Genomic DNA, 15,761 nt, shown 5'->3' with positions numbered 1-15,761 from the left:
CGTCAGTGAATGAAGATCAGGGCGATGACGACGGGAACGAGCAGGCCAAGGGCCGCCAGCGGCCAGGTCGAGGGCCGCCCCTTGGCGTGCAGGAACATCAAGCCCAGGCCCGTGACGGCGAAGACGACGCAGGCGACGGCGAAGACGTCGATGAACCAGAACCAGACGGTCCCGGCGTTGCGGCCCTTGTGCAGGTCGTTGAGGTAGGCGATCCAGCCACGGGTGGTCTTCTCGTGCAGCGTCTCGCCCGTTGAACGGTCGATCGTCACCCATCCGTCGCCGCCGGGCGTGGCCAGGGCGACATAGACTTCTTCGGGCGTGGTTTCGGTGGGCTTGCCGGCGATCTCGACCTTCAGCGCCTCGGCGGCCCAGCGGGCCACGGCGTCGGGCACGGGCTGGGTCGTCTCTTCGGGAAAGGTCGCCAGGCGTTGCAACAGCGGGGCCGGCAGGGCGGCCGTCTGTTCGACCGTCACCGGATCGCCGGGGATGGAGGCGGCGTGGTTCAGGGTGATCCCGGTGACGGAGAACAGGATCATGCCCGTCAGGCTGACCGCCGCCGAAATCCAGTGCCAGCTGTGCAGTTGCTTCAGCCAGAACGACCGCGCGCCGTTCAGCGCGGCCTTGGGCCTGGCCCCCTTGGCTTCCGGTTCTGACTGACGCTGTGCGGCGAGTTCGGTCACGCGGTCGCTGTGCCACTGTTGCGAACGGGTTGCAATAGCGTTCGCATGACCTGCGACACGGGCGTCAGACCTCGGCCCAGCGGCGCAGCAGGTTGTGATAGACGCCCGTCAGTTCGATCACCGCCTGATCCGTGGGGCCTTTCTCCAGGCCGACACGCTGGGTGGCGACGTCCAGCCGGAACAGCATTTCGCGGTCGCCGTCGTCGCGGATCAGGCTCTGCATCCACATGAAGGACGAGACCCGCGCGCCGCGCGTGACCGGCAGAACCCGATGCAGGCTCTTGGAGGGATAGAGGACCAGGTCGCCGGCCGGCAACTTGACCGACTGGGCGCCGTACATCTCCTCGATGATCAGTTCGCCGCCGTCGTAATCCTCGGGCTCGGACAGGAACAGGGTGGCCGACAGGTCGCTGCGGATGCGCATCGTCCCGCCGCCCCGCGCCTGACGGATGGCGTTGTCGACATGCAGGCCGAACTCGCCGCCCCCCTCGTAGCGATTGAACAGGGGGGGAAAGATCGTGTGCGGCAGGGCGGCGGCGACGAACATCGGATTGGCGTTCAGCGCCTGGACGATCAGGGCCGAAACCTCCTTGGCCACATCGGAATCCTCGGGCAGTTGCCGGTTGCGCTTGGCCGTCGCGGACTGGTGGCCCGAGGTCATGTTGCCGTCCGCCCAGGGGCCGGCGTCCAGCCGTTCGCGCAGGGCCTTCACTTCGGCCTTGGAGAAGACTTCGGGAATCTGGAGCAGCACGGGCGGTCTCGCTCTCGAAAGGAAGACGGCCCCGCCGGAAGGACGGGGCCGCCAGGATAGACCGGGGGAGGCGGTCTTTAGAAGCGCAGGTTCAGAAACGCAGGTTCAGGGCAAGGGTGGCCGAACGACCCGGCGCCGGATCGGCGTGGTGAACGCCGTTGGTGCGGATGATGTATTCCTCGTCCGCCGCGTTCTGCACGTTCAACTGCAGTGTGGCGCGATCTGTCAGGTCATAAGAGGCGAAGACGTCAAGCCGCGTATAGGCCGGTGCGTAGATGCCGTTAGAACCGCCGCCGGCGCCGCCCTGGTTCCCCCCGTTGGAGCGAGAAACATAATAGACGCCACCTCCGGCCGTCAGACGCGAAGTGACCTTGTAGGTCGAGAACAGACTGACATTATGCTTGGGCGTATTGGCCAGTTCGAGGCCTACATAAGGATTCGGAACGACGACACGCGGAGGGCCAGCCTGGACCGTCACGGCGCCGCGTACCAATTCGGAATCCTGGAAGGTATAGCCGCCGAATACCTGCCAGCGAGGCGTGATATTGCCCGAGACGCCAAGTTCGAGCCCCTTTACTTCGACCTCGCCCGCTTGGGCGTAAACGCCGTCTTCGACCAGAATCTGGGCGTTCTCACGCTTCAGGGTGAAAGCTGCGGCGCTCAGCTGCAGTTGATCACGGAACAGGCTGGCCTTGGCGCCGATCTCGTAGCTGGTGGTCTCTTCGGGATCCAGCAGTTCGGTGGCGAGGTTGCCCGTCCCCTGCCCTCCGCTATTGTTCTGGTCGCCGCCGCTGATGGTGGGCGGAGTCGAAGACGTGGACCAGGAGGCATAGACGCTGGTGTTCGGGGTGGGCTTATACACCAGGCCCGCCTGATAGTTAGCGAAGTCCCAAGACGTCTCGGGAACTGAGGTGCCCGTGGCGCTGACGCCGTTCACAGCATACTCGTCCCAGCGAACCCCCAAATTCAGCAACCATTTGTCGGTCAACTCGATGGAGTCGAAAGCGAAGGCCGCCTTGGTCTTGGTGGAGTTTTTGGTCACGGCGCCCAGTGTTTTCGTCCCGATCCAGGGATCGCCAGGATTGGGTGAATAAAGCAGCGTGCAGTCATAGGGCGTGCCCGTGCGCAACGGCGCAGGGCAGGCCGACCCGGACAGGGTGGTCACTGTCCAAGAGGCGTTCCGGTTGATCTCGTGAGTGAATTCGGCGCCGAGATCGAAGCTATGTTTGATGCCGCCCGTATTGAACGTACCGAACAGCTCGGTGACGTTGGCGGTGGTGTCGACAGGGTTCCAGCGCGACTTCAGGCCGCGTTTCATCCACCATGCGCCGTCGACCAGCACGGCATTGCCACCGTCGCCGGGGTTGGTCACGACATAGTCGTTCAAGGTTTCAGCATAGCGTGTCACGTTGCGGATCGTCAGGTTTGGGGAGAACCGATGCTCCAGCCTTAAGGTGGCGCTCTTGACCGTATTGTTCAGATAATCCCGCGACGTCAGCCCGTAGAAGGTGTCGTAGGGCACATTAAGAATGCCTTCGGCGTTCTCGCGCGGCGCCGTTGCGCCGCCCCGCTTCGTATAGAGCGGAATGCCGTAGTCGGGCATCTGGTCGCTATCGAGGTAGTTGAAGCTTAGGATCGCGGTATTGTCGGTGTCGATGCCGACGCCGAACGAAGCGGCGACGCCAAGCTTGTCGTAATCGACGGCGTTGCGACGGGCGACGTCACCCGAGGCGGACAGGACGTTGATGCGGAAGGCCGCATTGTCGCTGATGCGCCAGTTCTGGTCGATTGTGCCGCGCCAGTAGCTATCCGTACCCCCGCCCAGAGAGAGATTGGTGAAATCGACCAGCTTGGGCGTCTTGGACGATAGGTTGATCGAACCGCCGCCTGAGCCACGGCCGGAATAGGCAGAGTCAGGCCCCTTCACGACTTCGACCTGCTCCAGGTTGAAGACTTCCCGCTGCTGGCCGCCCGTGTCGCGCACGCCGTCCACGAAGATATTGTTGCCGGAGGACTGACCGCGGATGAAGGGACGGTCGGCCAGCGGCTGGCCACCTTCACCGGCCCCGAAGGTGATGCCAGGCGACGTACGCAACAAATCCTGAAGCGACGTCGCGCCGATCTGTTCGATCACCTGTTGAGGAATGACGGTGACGTTACGCGGCGTATCGAGCAGCGGGGCGACGTATTTGGACGATTCCGGTTCGCGTTTGCGAATATGGCCATTGACGTCGATGGTGCCCAGGTTGGCGGGCTGCTGCTGATCGGCGGCGGCGATCACGCCGTCCTCGGCCACATCTGCTGCAAAGGCGGGGACGGCGACCAGCATGCCGGCGGCGCTGGAGGCGAACAGAAGCGCACGAAGAGAAGCGGCGCGAGAGTCGGACATGATTTTGCGACCTTTTGGTCTGATTTTGCGATGCGGTCGCAATAACCAGCTTCAATATGTCGCACAAGCGAAATTGCGAATAAATCGCAGCTCGTCAGCCCACCGCCGTCATCGTCCTCGGCGCCTCGTCCAGATCCAGCCAGGTCGGGTCGGGCATGGCGCGGTGCGCGGCGGCCAGGGCCTCGGACCAGCGACGGCCCAGGTCCCGGAAATAGGGATCGTCGGCGTCGATGCGCCGCTCCATGCCGGTCAGACGGTCGCGCGGCATGACGATCAGGTCCAGCGGCGGCCCCACGGCGATGTTGGACCGGATGGTGGAATCGAACGAGATCAGCCCCAGCTTCACCGCCTCGGACAGGGGCGTCGAACTGTGCAGGGCCCGGTCCAGGATCGGCTTGCCGTATTTCAGCTCGCCGATCTGCAGATAGGGGGTGTCGGACCCGCATTCGATGAAGTTGCCCTGGCCGTAGATCAGGTAGAGGCCCATCTTGCCGCCCGCGATCTGGCCGCCCAGCAGCATGGAGGCGTTGACGTTCAGCGCGTCGGCGGTCGGCGAGGCCGGGGTGTTTATGGTGGCGCGCACCATGGCCATGGCGTGGCCCAGGATCTGGGCGGCGCGGAACAGGGTCGGCGCGCTCTCCAGCGTCTCGGGCGTTTCGGAATCCGGCAGGCGGACCCCGGCCGCCACCGTCGCCAGCGCCGTCTGCGTGACCGACAGATTGCCCGCCGTCGCCACCGCCAGCACCCGCTCGCCGGTCCGTTTGACGATATGCAGCTTGCGATAGGACGAGATGTTGTCCACGCCCGCATTGGTGCGCGTGTCGGCGATCATCGCCAACCCCTCGTCCACCAGCATGCCCACGCAATAGGTCACGTCGCTCTATCCGCTCCCCGCGTTGCGAACCGCACGACGCTAACAGATTCGCGCGTCATGCCTATCGGGGCCATCCGCCCGACTGCAGTTGTTGCTGGTTCTGTTGCACAGGCCGCACATGGAGGGCGACCGTCAGCCGTTCCTGGCCGCCGCCATAACTGGTTCCCCGAATGGGCGTGGCCCCCAGCGCATCCAGGCCCACGGCGACGCGGACATAGTGTTCGGTCGGGCAGACGCCGTTGGCGGGATCGAAGCCGACCCATCCCAGATCCTGGACCCAGGCCTCGGCCCAGGCGTGGGCGGCGTCCTGGTCGTGCTGCCCGTCCTGGCGGCTGAGGTGGCCCGAGACGTAGCGCGCCGGAACGCCCAGCACCCGGGCGGCGGCGATGAAGATCTGGGCGTGGTCCTGGCAGACGCCGCGTTTCTGGCCGAAGGCCTCGGCCGCCGTGTGGGTCGCGGAGGTCGCCCCGACCTCGAAGGCCACGTCCTGATGAAGGGCGCCCATCAGGGCGTGCAGGCGCGCCAGCGTCGCCCCGTCGGGCACGGTCCTGGCGAAATCGACGATGGCGGCGTCCGCCCGCGTCAGGGGCGTCTCGCGCAGAAAGACCAGGGGCGACAGCCGCTCGGACAGGCCGCGCACCACGCCGCCGGTGTCGATGGTGGAGACCTCCCCGGTGACGCGGATGGTCAGGGCGTCGGTCGGCCGTTCGGTATAGAGGCTATGGACGATATTGCCGAAGGCGTCGTCGCTGCGCCGCAGCCGCGCGTCCACATCCGTCTCGATGCGCCAGTCGCGCACCTGCTGCCCCTCGCACGAGCGCGGCGTCAGGCGCAGGGTCTGGACGATGAACCGGGCCGCGCGGGCGTAGGTGTAGCGGGTGGAGTGGTCGATCCTGATCCGCATGGTCAGACCAGATACTGTTCGTGGATGGCGCCGGCCAGGGCGTTGTTCTCGGTCAGGAAGCCCTGGATGTATTCGTGCAGGCCGGACTGGAAGATATCCTCGATCTTGGCCTCGTTGAACTGGGTCAGGCGGTTGGACGCCAGCCGCTGGGCCGGACCGCGCCGGCCATAGTCGGCCGCCAGCTTCTCCAGATAGGAGACGATCATGCCCTGGCACGAGGCCAGGGAGCGCGGCATCTGGCGGTTCAGCACCAAGAGGTCCGCCACCAGCCAGGGCCGCACGCTCTCGCGATAGACCCAGCGATAGGCGGTCAGGGCCGAGACCTCGCGCAGCAGCGTCGTCCACTGGAAATAGTCCAGTTGCCCGCCCACCCGTTCGCCAGGCGGCAGCAGCAGGTGGTATTTGACGTCCAGCAGGCGGGCGGTGTTGTCGGCCCGCTCGATCGCCATCCCCAACCGCAGGAACCAGTAGGCGTCGTTACGCAACATGGTCCGCGACGAGGCGCCCTCGACCGCCAGGGAGGTCGATTTCACGAAGTCGAGGAAGTTGGTGAAGTCATCCCGCCTGGATGGTTCGCCCAGTTCGTTCAGCCCGTTCCAGGCGCCGTTGATCGCCTCCCACAGTTCGATGGTCAGGGCGGTGCGGACCGAACGGGCGTTGGTCCGCGCCTTGGTGATGCAGGCCTTGATCGAGGTGGAGTTGTCGTTGCCGAAAGCCAGATATTCGCGCACCGATTTTTCCGACGGGGTGCGGCCCGAGGCGTCGAAGGCGCCCTTGACCCCCGAAGAGGCGATGGCCCCGGCCCAGGCGGTCACGGCCGCCTGATCCTTGGCCGGCAGGGCGGCCAGGCGAATGGCCGCCTCCAGAATCCGCGCGAGAAAGTCGGCCCGCTCCATGTAGCGGCCGGTCCAGTAAAGGCTGTCTGCGGTCCGGGAGAGCATCAGTTGTCCAGCACCCAGGTGTCCTTGGTTCCGCCGCCCTGGCTGGAGTTGACCACCAGCGAGCCCTCCTTCAACGCCACCCGCGTCAGCCCGCCCGGCGCGACCCGCACGCCCGCGGGGCTGGACAGGACAAAGGGCCGAAGGTCCACGTGGCGCGGCGACAGGCCCGGACCGTTCAGCGTCGGCGCCGTCGACAGGCTCAGCGTCGGCTGGGCGATGAAGTCGTCCGGGGCGGCGATCAGCTTGGCGCGGAAGGCCTCGATCTCGGCCCGGGTCGACGTCGGCCCGACCAGCATCCCGTATCCGCCCGATCCCCCGACCTCCTTGACCACCAGCTCCGGCAGCCGGTCCAGCACCGCCTTGAGCGCCTCCGGCTCGCGACAGCGCCAGGTCGGGACGTTCTTCAGAATGGCGTCCTCGCCGGTGAAGAATCGGATGATCTCGGGCATGTAGGTATAGACGGCCTTGTCGTCGGCCACGCCCGTCCCGACCGCGTTGGCCAGGGTGACGCGGCCGGCGAAATAGGCCGACATCAGCCCCGGCACCCCCACCGCCGAGTCCGGCATGAAGGTCAGGGGGTCGATGAAGTCGTCGTCGATGCGGCGATAGATGACATCCACGCGCTTGGGCCCCTCGGTCGTGCGCATGAAGACCGTGTCGTCGTTGACGAACAGATCGCCGCCCTCGACCAGCTCCACCCCCAGCTTGTCGGCCAGGAAGCTGTGTTCGTAATAGGCCGAGTTGAACGGCCCCGGCGTCAGCACGACGATGGTCGGATCGGCCCCCGCGCCCGCCGGCGCCGAGGCCTGGAGCGAACGCAGCAGCATGTCGGTGTAGATTTCGACCGGCCGCACCGCATGTTCCGCGAACAGGTCGGGGAACAGCCGCATCATCATCTCGCGGTTCTCCAGCATGTAGGAGACGCCGGATGGGGTGCGGACGTTGTCTTCCAGCACATAGAAGCCGTCCTCGCCCGTGCGGACCAGATCGACGCCCGAGATGTGGCACCAGACGTCGCCCGGCGGACGGCGGCCCTGCATTTCCGGCCGATAGTGCGGATTGGTCAGGACCAGATCTGCGGGCACGATGCCGGCGCGGATGCATTCCTGCGGACCGTAGATGTCCTTCAAGAAGGCGTTGATGGCGGTGACGCGCTGCTTCAGCCCGCGCTCCAGCCCGCTCCATTCATCGGCCCCGATGATGCGCGGCACGACGTCAAAGGGGATCAGCCGCTCGTTGGATTCCTCGTCGCCATAGACGGCGAAGGTGACGCCCATCCGGCGGAAGAACAGTTCCGCCTGTCGCGAACGCGCCTGCAGCAGGTCGGCCGGCGCGTTCTCCAGCCAGGCCGCCAAGGTCTTGTAGCTGTCGCGGATCGCACCCGAACCGCCACCGCTCATTTCGTCGAAAGCTCTCGTCATCCGCCCCCGCCGCGTTGAGATCGCAGCTTGATCCCGGCGAAAGCGACTGTGCAACAGATTTGTTGCGTCGCAGCGTGGCTTTTCTACGCGGGGGCGTTTTTCAAGCCGCGACCGCCTTCATCGAAATCGCCGGATCGCCCAGTTTTTCGACGTTCACCGGCGTCGCCTTGGCGATCAGCTGCTTGCCGGCCATGAACTCGGGCGGAGCGTTGACGGCCTCGACGCAGACCACGCGGTCGCCGGCCAGATGGAACACCGCAAAGCCGCCCGCGCCCGGATCGCCGCGCACCACCTGACGGTCGGCGTCGAACGGCAGGCCGGCGATCTGGAGCTTGTATTCGTATTGGTCGGACCAGAACCACGGAACCTCGGCCGCAGGTCCCGGCCGGCCGACGATGGCCGCCGCCGCCTGTTTGGCCTGTTCCAGGGCGTTGGGCACGCTCTCCAGTCTGTGACGCCGGCCGCCGTGGACCGGAATCGGGCGCCGCGTCATGTCGCCGACGGCGAAGACGGCCGGATCGCTGGTGCGCGCCTGGTCGTCCACCACCACCCCGTCGTCGCACAGTAGACCCGCCGAACGGGCCAGGCCGTCGCAGGCCAGGGCCCCGACCCCGACCAGGATCGCGTCCGCCCGCACCACCGATCCGTCCGCCAGGGTCACGCCGTCCCGCGCCACCGCCGTCACTTCGGCCCCGGTCAGGATTTCGACCCCGCGCGCCCGATGTTGTTGCGTGAAGAAGGCGGACAGCGTCTCCGACGCCACCCGCGCCAGCACGCGCGGCGCCCGTTCGATCACCACCGCCTCGGCGCCCAGCGCCCGGGCCGAGGCCGCGGCCTCCAGCCCGACATAGCCGCCGCCGACCACCGCCAACCGTTTGCCCGGCCCCAGCACGGCCTTCAGCCGCTCGGCGTCCCTCAGCGTGCGCAGTTCCAGCAGATCGGGATGATCTCCGCCCGGAACCGGCAGCTTCCGCGCCGTCGATCCGGTCGCCAGGACCAGCAGATCATAGGTCTCGGACGAGCCGTCGTGGAAGGCGACCGTCTTGGCCTCCGGGTCCACGGACACGGCGACCGTCGAGGGCCGGAAGTCGATGTTCTGCTCGGCGTAGAAGCTGAGCGGCCGCAGCAGCAGGGCCTCCAGATCGGCCTCGCCCTTCAGCCAGGCCTTGGACAGGGGCGGGCGCTGATAAGGGGGCGCATCCTCCTGGCCCGCCAGCACTATGGGGCCGTCGTGCCCGTACTGACGCAGAAACGCCGCGACGGAGCCGCCGGCGTGCCCGGCGCCGATGATGAGAACCTTGGTCATGGGGGTGATGTAGAGCGGCGAGCAGCGAGTGAAAAGTGAGCGTAGAAGTGAGCCGAAGGGTGAGCCAGACAGGATCAAGCTCACCCCTTGCTCACTAGCACTTGTCACCACGCCCTACCCCTTGACCGTTCCACCGTTACAGCATAATGGAACGTGCATGACGACCCCGCCCGCCCTCGACGCCCTCTATGACGCCCTGCTCTCTTTGCGGACGCGCGAGGAGATCGACGCCTTCCTGGCCGACCTCTGCACCCCGGCGGAACTGCGCGCCTTCGCCGAGCGGTGGCAGGTGGCGCGGCTGCTGGACGCCGGCGGCAAGTCCTATCGCGAGATCGCGGCCGAGGCCCACGCCAGCCCCACCACCGTCGTCCGCGTCGCCCGTTATCTGAAAGACATGCCGCACCAGGGATACCGCATCGCCCTGGACCGGCTGAACGCCTGAGAGTTCCCCCATGAGCACCGTCCAGGGCCGGCTTCGCATCGCCGTCCAGAAATCCGGCCGTCTGGCCGACCGCAGCCTCGACCTGATCCGCGACGCGGGCCTGAAATGGGTCAAGGGCCACAACGATCTGCTGTATCGGGTCGAGAACTATCCGATCGACCTGCTGCGCGTCCGCGACGACGACATCCCGACCTTCGTGGCGGACGGCGTCTGCGACCTGGGGATCGTCGGCGAGAACGTGCTGGAGGAAGGCCGCAACGGCGGGCCCAACGCCGCCATCGTCATGCCGCTGGGCTTCGGCCGCTGCACCCTGAAGATCGCCACGCCCCCGACCCTGGCCTATGACGGCCCGGCCTCGCTGGAGGGCCTGCGCATCGCCACCTCCTATCCGAAGATCCTGCGCCGCTTCCTGGACGAGCGCGGGGTCAGGGCCGAGATCGTCGTCATGCGCGGCGCCGTCGAGGTCGCGCCCCGGCTGAAACTGGCCGCCGCCATCTGCGACCTGGTCTCGACCGGCGCGACGCTGGAGGCCAACGGCCTGGGCGCAAAGGAGACGGTGCTGGAAAGCCAGGCTGTCCTGATCCAGTCGCCGGTCGCGCCGGAGCCCGGCCTGCAACATCTGCTGGACAGCGTCATCGAACGGATGGCCGGGGTGGTGTCCTCGCAGGGCGCAAAATATGTGATGCTGAACGCCCCGCGCGCGGCTCTGGACCAGATCACCGCCATCCTGCCCGGCGCCGGCTCGCCCACCGTCATGCCCCTGTCGGGCCGCGACGACGCGGTCGCCGTCCACGCGGTGTGCCAAGAGGCCGTCTTCTGGGAGACGCTGGAGAAGCTGAAGGCCGCCGGCGCCTCGGCCATCCTGGTCCTGCCCATCGAGAAGATGATGTGATGACCGCCGCCTTCAAACGCATCGACTGGTCGTCCCTCGACGCCGCCGGGAAAAAGGCCGCACTGGCCCGCCCGGCCCAACGCACCGCCGGGGACGTGACCGAGGTGGTCCGCGCCATCCTGGACGACGTGCGCCAGCGCGGCGGCGCGGCGGTCACGGAGTGGTGCCTGAAGCTGGACAAGGCGCCCCCCCGCCGCATCGCCATCACCGAACAGGCGGCGGCCCAGGCCCGCAACGCCCTGCCCCCCGGCGACGTCCGCGCGCTGCGGATGGCCGCTGACAACATCCGCGTCTTCCACCAGGCGACCCGGCCCGAGGACACGCCCTTTATCGAGACCACTCTCGGCGTGCGCTCGAAACTGGCCTGGCGTCCCATCGCCTCGGCCGGCCTCTACATCCCCGGCGGCACCGCGCCGCTGTTTTCCTCCCTGCTGATGCTGGCCATTCCGGCCGGGGTCGCGGGCGTGGGCCGGCGCGTCGCCGTCACCCCGCCGGACAAGCAGGGAGGCGTCCACCCCGCCATGATCCTGGCCGCCGCCGAGGCGGGCCTGGATGATATCTGGCTGATGGGCGGCGCCCAGGCCATCGCCGCCCTGACCTTCGGCGTCGAGCTTGAGGACGGGATCATCCCCGCCTGCGACAAGCTGTTCGGTCCCGGCAACGCCTATGTGGCCGAGGCCAAGAAGCAGGCGTCCGCTCTTCCCGGCGGCCCCGCCGTCGACATGCCCGCCGGCCCGTCCGAACTGATGGTCGTGGTCGACCGCGACGCCGCCCCCGAGATCGCCGCCGCCGACCTGCTCAGCCAGGCCGAGCACGATGCGGACGCCCAAGTCATCCTGGTCTCCACCAGCCGCGCCACCATCGACTACATCCTGACCGAGGTTGAGGTTCAGGTCGCGACCCTGCCGCGCCAGGCCATCGCCCGCGCCTCGCTGAACGAAGCCCGCGCCATCCTGGTGCGCGACCTGGACGCCGCCTGCGAGGCGATCAACCTGTACGGCCCCGAACACCTGGCGCTTCAGGTGGACGATCCCGAGGCCCTGATCCCCTCCATCAAGGCCGCCGGCGCCGTCTTCGTCGGCCGGTTCGCCGCCGAGACCCTGGGCGACTACGCCGCCGGCCCCAGCCACGTCCTACCCACCGATGGCGGCGCCCGGACGCTGGGCGGCGTCGCCACCGCCAGCTTCATGACCTCGATGTCCGTCCAGCTGGTCGATGCAGCCGGCGCCCGCGCCCTGGCCCCCATCGCCGCCCGCCTGGCCCGGATGGAGGGCCTGGAGGCCCACGCCCGCGCCGCCGATCTGAGGGCCGAATGACGGTCGGCGGCACGGATTCAGTGAAGAGTGCTGGTGAGCAAAGAGGTGAGCGGAATCGCGCGCCCTTCGCCGTTCTGAAGCTCACCTCTTGCTCGCTAGCACTCTTCACCCAGACAAACCTCGCCCCGGCCCTCCCATACGAAGCCGTCCGATGACCCTGCCCGCCCCCTATCCCCCGCTGGTCTCCGGCGGCGAAGGCCTGGACCGCTATCCGTCCGATCCGAAGGCGCTGGCCGCCCGCATGGCCGCGATCTACGGCGCGCCCGCCGACCAGGTGCTGCCGGTGCGCGGCCTGACCCATGGGCTGGAGCTGGCCTGGCGCCTGGCCGCCCGGGACGGCGGCTCGGTCGAGGCGCCGAAGGCCGAGCCCTATGACAGTCTCGCCGCCATCTATTCGGCCAAGGGCGAACCCGCCGCCGTCGTCGTCCGCGCCCTCGGCTCGCCCGAGGCCGTCGCCGAAATGGCCGCCCGCGTCGCCCCCGCCCTGCTGGTGGTGGACGAGGGGCTGATCGAATTCTCCGACAGCATCTCGGCCGTTACGGTCGTCCCCGACCAGCCGAACCTGGTCGTGCTGCGCAGCCTGTCGCTGGCCTATGGTCTGGCCGGCGCACGGGTCGGGGCGGCCATCGCGCAACCCCAGACCCTGGCCCGGCTGGCTTCAGTCGTGGAGCCCTATGCTCTGCCCGAGCCCCTGGTGCGGCTGGCGCAGCAGGCGCTGGACCCGTCGCGGATGATCGAGACCGCCGAACGGATCGCCTCGGTTCGGCGCGAGCGCGAGCGGATCGTTCGGGAACTGGTCCGCCAGATGCCGGTCGAGCCGGGCGTCGGCCCCATCGTCATGACGCGGCCGGAAGACCCCGCCGCCGCCCTCGCCGCGCTGACGGCCTATGGCGTCGAGGCCGACCTGTCGGGCGACCGCCTGCGCCTGCCCGTCTCGATCAAGCCCGAGGTCAACGACAGGCTGTTGGCCGCCTTCGGCCTGACGCCGGCCAAGCGCCGTCCGCCCCGCATTGGCCAGGCCGTGCGCGACACCAAAGAGACCCGCATCGTCTGCGCCGTCGACCTGGACGCCCCCGGCCCCGTGAAGATCGAAACCGGCGTCGGCTTCTTCGACCATATGCTGGAGCAGATCGCGGCCCACGGCGGCTTTTCCCTGCGGCTGCAATGCGAGGGCGACCTGCACACCGATCCGCACCACACCATCGAGGACAGCGCCATCGCGCTCGGCCAGGCGCTGAAACAGGCGCTGGGCGAAAGGAAGGGCATCGCCCGCTACGGCTTCGTCCTGCCGATGGACGAGGCCAGGGCTGCGGTCTCCATCGATCTGTCCGGCCGGCCCTATCCGGTGTTCGAGGGCACGTTCGAGACCCCCTTCATCGGCGACTACCGCACCGACCTGACCGCCCATGTCTTCCGTTCGCTCGCCGAGGCCATGGGCGCGGCCGTCCACATCACGGTCACGGGCCAGGACGACCACCACAAGACCGAAGCCGTCTACAAGGCCTTCGGCCGCGCCCTGCGCCAGGCGATCCGCGTCGAGGGCGACGCGGTGCCCAGCACCAAGGGGGTGCTGTGATGAGGGCGGTTTTCGACGTCGCGGGTGATTCCGTGAAGAATGCTAGTGAGCAAGAGGTGAGCGCAAAAGAGTCAACGCCTGCACGACCTCGCTCACCCCTTGGCTCACTCGCACTCTTCACCCAGGCCCGCGCCGAATGACCGAGGTCGCCGTCATCGCCTATGGCGCGGGCAACGTCGCCTCGGTCCAGTTCGCGCTGGAGCGGCTGGGCGCGACCGTGCGCCTGACCGACGATCCCGTCGTGATCGCCGAGGCCGAACGGGTCATCCTGCCCGGCGTCGGGGCGGCCGGCTACGCCATGCGTCGCCTGTCCGACCTGGGATTGGTCGAGCCGATCCGCGCCTTCCCCCGCCCCCTGCTGGGCGTCTGCCTGGGCCAGCAGCTGTTGTTCGGAACCAGCGACGAGGGCGAGGGCGTCGATCTGCTGGACCTCATTCCCGGGGCCGTGACCCGCCTCGAACCGGCGGGCGGTCTGCCTGTGCCGCACATGGGCTGGAGCCGTCTGACCGCCGACCGCGACGACCCGCTGCTGGAGGGAATCGCCGACGGCGCCTACGCCTATTTCGTCCACGGTTTCGTCTGCCCCGACGGACCCGCCACCCTGGCGCGCGCCGACTATGGCGGCGTCGTCCCGGCCGTGGTGCGATCCGCCAACCGCTGGGGCTGCCAGTTCCACCCCGAACGCTCGGCCGAGGCCGGGGCGACCATTCTCGAGAATTTCCTGGGCCTGTCATGCTGATCTATCCCGCCATCGACCTGAAGGACGGCGTCTGCGTGCGGCTGATGCACGGCGATTTCGACCAGGTGACGCGCTATGACGAGGATCCGGCCGCGCGCCTGACCGCCTTCGCCGCCGAGGGGGCCGCGTGGATCCACATCGTCGATCTGGACGGGGCCGAGGCGGGCGAGGCGGCGCAGCACGTCCTGATCGGCGAACTGATCCAGGCCATCGACGTCAAGGTCCAGTCGGGCGGCGGGGTGCGCGGCGCCAACGACGTGGCCAAGCTGTTGGACTCCGGCGTCTCGCGCGTCGTGGTCGGCTCCCTGGCCGTGACCCAGCCCAACGACGTCGCCGCCTGGCTGAAGGGGTTCGGGATCGAACGCATCACCCTGGCCCTGGACGTCAAGATCGAGGACGGCGTTCCCGTGCCCGCGCTGAAGGGCTGGACCCAGTCGTCCGGCGTCACCCTGTGGCAGGCGCTGGACCGCTATCCCAAGGGAACGGCCAAACATCTGCTGGTCACGGACGTCGGCCGCGACGGGGCCCTGACCGGGCCGAACCTGGACCTGCTGGCCGAGATTCGTCAGCGCCGCCCCGACCTGGTGCTTCAGGCCTCGGGCGGGGTCTCGTCCCTGGACGACATCGCCGCAATCAAGGCTCTGGGCTGTAACGGCGCCATCGTCGGCCGCGCCCTCTATGAAAACCGCTTCACCCTGCCCGAAGCCATAGCCACGGCCAGACGGTCGTGACCGTGCAGTCTTCAGACAAAAGGGCGGTCAAGTGACCGCGCGCCGTATCGTCCCCTGCCTGGACGTCAAGGACGGCCGGGTGGTCAAGGGCGTGAAGTTCGTCGGCCATGCGGACATGGGCGACGCCGCCGAACTGGCCGCCCGCTATCGCGATGCGGGCGCCGACGAACTGGTCTTCTACGACATCACGGCCAGCCCGGAGGGGCGGACGCTGGATTATGGATGGATCAGGGACATCGCCCGTCTGCTGGACATCCCCTTCTGCGTCGCGGGCGGCATCCGCAGCGTGGATCAGGCCGCCCGCTGCCTGGACCACGGCGCGGACAAGGTGTCGATCAACTCTCCCGCCCTGGAGCGGCCCGAACTGATCGCGGAAATGGCCGAACGTCTGGGCGGCCAGTGCGTGGTCGTCGGCGTCGACAGCCGGTTCGAGGACGGCGATTGGGTGGTTCACAAATACACCGGCGATCCCGACGCGCGCCGCCGCGCCGGCAAGCGCACCCTGGACTGGCTGGATGAGGCGCAAGGCTTGGGCGCCGGCGAGATCGTGCTGAACTGCATCGATCAGGACGGCGTTCGGCGCGGCTATGACATCGAACAACTGTCCGCCGCCCGCGCGCGCCTGACCATCCCGCTGATCGCCTCGGGCGGCGCCGGCGCGCCCGAGCATTTCAGGGACGTGTTCGAACAGGCCGACGTGTCCGGCGCCCTGGCCGCCAGCGTCTTCCACACCGGCGCAATCGCCATTCCCGACCTCAAGACCTATTTGGCGGATCAGGGGTTGGAGATGAGGATATGA

Annotated in this window: 15 protein-coding genes; 7 read left to right on the top strand and 8 right to left on the bottom strand. The window is 67.9% G+C overall.

Going from position 1 to position 15,761, the window contains the following annotated elements; all coding sequences use genetic code 11:
• Positions 1-2 precede the first annotated feature (2 nt).
• From AC0L6G_RS15025 to AC0L6G_RS14990, 8 genes are all read right to left on the bottom strand, one after another.
• Entirely contained in the window at positions 3-680 is a 678-nt protein-coding gene (locus AC0L6G_RS15025; RefSeq protein ID WP_293825250.1) for a PepSY-associated TM helix domain-containing protein, read from the bottom strand.
• A 64-nt stretch (positions 681-744) separates the two neighbouring features.
• A complete protein-coding gene (locus tag AC0L6G_RS15020) occupies positions 745-1,431 on the bottom strand; it encodes a Fe2+-dependent dioxygenase (protein WP_293825248.1) in 687 nt (228 codons plus the stop codon).
• Between the two features lie 91 nt (positions 1,432-1,522).
• Complete coding sequence (locus AC0L6G_RS15015; protein ID WP_473252548.1) at positions 1,523-3,820, bottom strand: TonB-dependent receptor; 2,298 nt, start codon at positions 3,818-3,820, stop codon at positions 1,523-1,525.
• A gap of 94 nt (positions 3,821-3,914) precedes the next feature.
• Positions 3,915-4,694 (bottom strand): proteasome-type protease, encoded by a 780-nt coding sequence (locus AC0L6G_RS15010; RefSeq protein WP_291538009.1) that lies wholly within the window; start codon positions 4,692-4,694, stop codon positions 3,915-3,917.
• A gap of 61 nt (positions 4,695-4,755) precedes the next feature.
• The gene (locus AC0L6G_RS15005) at positions 4,756-5,598 is read right to left on the bottom strand and encodes a transglutaminase family protein (RefSeq protein WP_293825245.1); all 843 of its coding nucleotides are present in this window, start codon (positions 5,596-5,598) and stop codon (positions 4,756-4,758) included.
• Positions 5,599-5,600: 2 nt separating this feature from the next.
• A complete protein-coding gene (locus tag AC0L6G_RS15000) occupies positions 5,601-6,539 on the bottom strand; it encodes an alpha-E domain-containing protein (protein WP_293825243.1) in 939 nt (312 codons plus the stop codon).
• Positions 6,539-7,960, bottom strand: coding sequence for a circularly permuted type 2 ATP-grasp protein (locus AC0L6G_RS14995; RefSeq protein ID WP_293825241.1), 1,422 nt, complete (start codon positions 7,958-7,960; stop codon positions 6,539-6,541). Before AC0L6G_RS14995 ends, AC0L6G_RS15000 begins: the two co-directional genes overlap by 1 nt.
• 100 nt (positions 7,961-8,060) lie before the next feature.
• Positions 8,061-9,266, bottom strand: a complete 1,206-nt coding sequence (locus AC0L6G_RS14990) for an NAD(P)/FAD-dependent oxidoreductase (RefSeq protein WP_293825239.1) — start codon at positions 9,264-9,266, stop codon at positions 8,061-8,063.
• 157 nt (positions 9,267-9,423) lie between these two features.
• On the opposite strand from AC0L6G_RS14990, the gene AC0L6G_RS14985 reads away from it, so the two are divergent.
• From AC0L6G_RS14985 to hisF, 7 genes are all read left to right on the top strand, one after another.
• Positions 9,424-9,708: a YerC/YecD family TrpR-related protein gene (locus tag AC0L6G_RS14985; protein WP_291538017.1), complete on the top strand. Its 285-nt coding sequence runs from the start codon at positions 9,424-9,426 to the stop codon at positions 9,706-9,708.
• Between the two features lie 10 nt (positions 9,709-9,718).
• Positions 9,719-10,600 carry an ATP phosphoribosyltransferase gene (gene hisG, locus AC0L6G_RS14980; protein WP_293825237.1) on the top strand — a complete coding sequence of 294 codons (882 nt, stop codon included), beginning with the start codon at positions 9,719-9,721 and terminating at the stop codon, positions 10,598-10,600.
• The gene (hisD, locus tag AC0L6G_RS14975; protein ID WP_293825235.1) at positions 10,600-11,916 is read left to right on the top strand and encodes a histidinol dehydrogenase; all 1,317 of its coding nucleotides are present in this window, start codon (positions 10,600-10,602) and stop codon (positions 11,914-11,916) included. The genes hisG and hisD overlap by 1 nt, the downstream gene beginning before the upstream one ends.
• 151 nt (positions 11,917-12,067) lie before the next feature.
• Positions 12,068-13,492, top strand: coding sequence for an imidazoleglycerol-phosphate dehydratase HisB (gene hisB, locus AC0L6G_RS14970; RefSeq protein ID WP_293825234.1), 1,425 nt, complete (start codon positions 12,068-12,070; stop codon positions 13,490-13,492).
• 136 nt (positions 13,493-13,628) lie between these two features.
• Entirely contained in the window at positions 13,629-14,231 is a 603-nt protein-coding gene (gene hisH / locus AC0L6G_RS14965; protein WP_293825232.1) for an imidazole glycerol phosphate synthase subunit HisH, read from the top strand.
• Positions 14,225-14,962: a 1-(5-phosphoribosyl)-5-[(5-phosphoribosylamino)methylideneamino]imidazole-4-carboxamide isomerase gene (hisA, locus tag AC0L6G_RS14960; RefSeq protein WP_293825230.1), complete on the top strand. Its 738-nt coding sequence runs from the start codon at positions 14,225-14,227 to the stop codon at positions 14,960-14,962. The genes hisH and hisA overlap by 7 nt, the downstream gene beginning before the upstream one ends.
• Before the next feature lie 31 nt (positions 14,963-14,993).
• The gene (gene hisF, locus AC0L6G_RS14955) at positions 14,994-15,761 is read left to right on the top strand and encodes an imidazole glycerol phosphate synthase subunit HisF (RefSeq protein ID WP_293825228.1); all 768 of its coding nucleotides are present in this window, start codon (positions 14,994-14,996) and stop codon (positions 15,759-15,761) included.

The sequence above is a fragment of the Brevundimonas sp. D3-1P genome, assembly GCF_055809335.1.
This window is presented reverse-complemented; position numbering and strand designations above follow the sequence as displayed.

Bases quoted from the DNA above. Each gene is read 5' to 3' on its own strand.
- AC0L6G_RS15015 (WP_473252548.1), bottom strand. From the start codon at position 3,820: ATGTCCGACTCTCGCGCCGCTTCTCTTCGTGCGCTTCTGTTCGCCTCC.
- AC0L6G_RS15005 (WP_293825245.1), bottom strand. From the start codon at position 5,598: ATGCGGATCAGGATCGACCACTCCACCCGCTACACCTACGCCCGCGCG.
- AC0L6G_RS15000 (WP_293825243.1), bottom strand. From the start codon at position 6,539: ATGCTCTCCCGGACCGCAGACAGCCTTTACTGGACCGGCCGCTACATG.
- AC0L6G_RS14995 (WP_293825241.1), bottom strand. From the start codon at position 7,960: ATGACGAGAGCTTTCGACGAAATGAGCGGTGGCGGTTCGGGTGCGATC.
- AC0L6G_RS14990 (WP_293825239.1), bottom strand. From the start codon at position 9,266: ATGACCAAGGTTCTCATCATCGGCGCCGGGCACGCCGGCGGCTCCGTC.
- AC0L6G_RS14985 (WP_291538017.1), top strand. From the start codon at position 9,424: ATGACGACCCCGCCCGCCCTCGACGCCCTCTATGACGCCCTGCTCTCT.
- hisG (WP_293825237.1), top strand. From the start codon at position 9,719: ATGAGCACCGTCCAGGGCCGGCTTCGCATCGCCGTCCAGAAATCCGGC.
- hisD (WP_293825235.1), top strand. From the start codon at position 10,600: ATGACCGCCGCCTTCAAACGCATCGACTGGTCGTCCCTCGACGCCGCC.
- hisB (WP_293825234.1), top strand. From the start codon at position 12,068: ATGACCCTGCCCGCCCCCTATCCCCCGCTGGTCTCCGGCGGCGAAGGC.
- hisH (WP_293825232.1), top strand. From the start codon at position 13,629: ATGACCGAGGTCGCCGTCATCGCCTATGGCGCGGGCAACGTCGCCTCG.
- hisA (WP_293825230.1), top strand. From the start codon at position 14,225: ATGCTGATCTATCCCGCCATCGACCTGAAGGACGGCGTCTGCGTGCGG.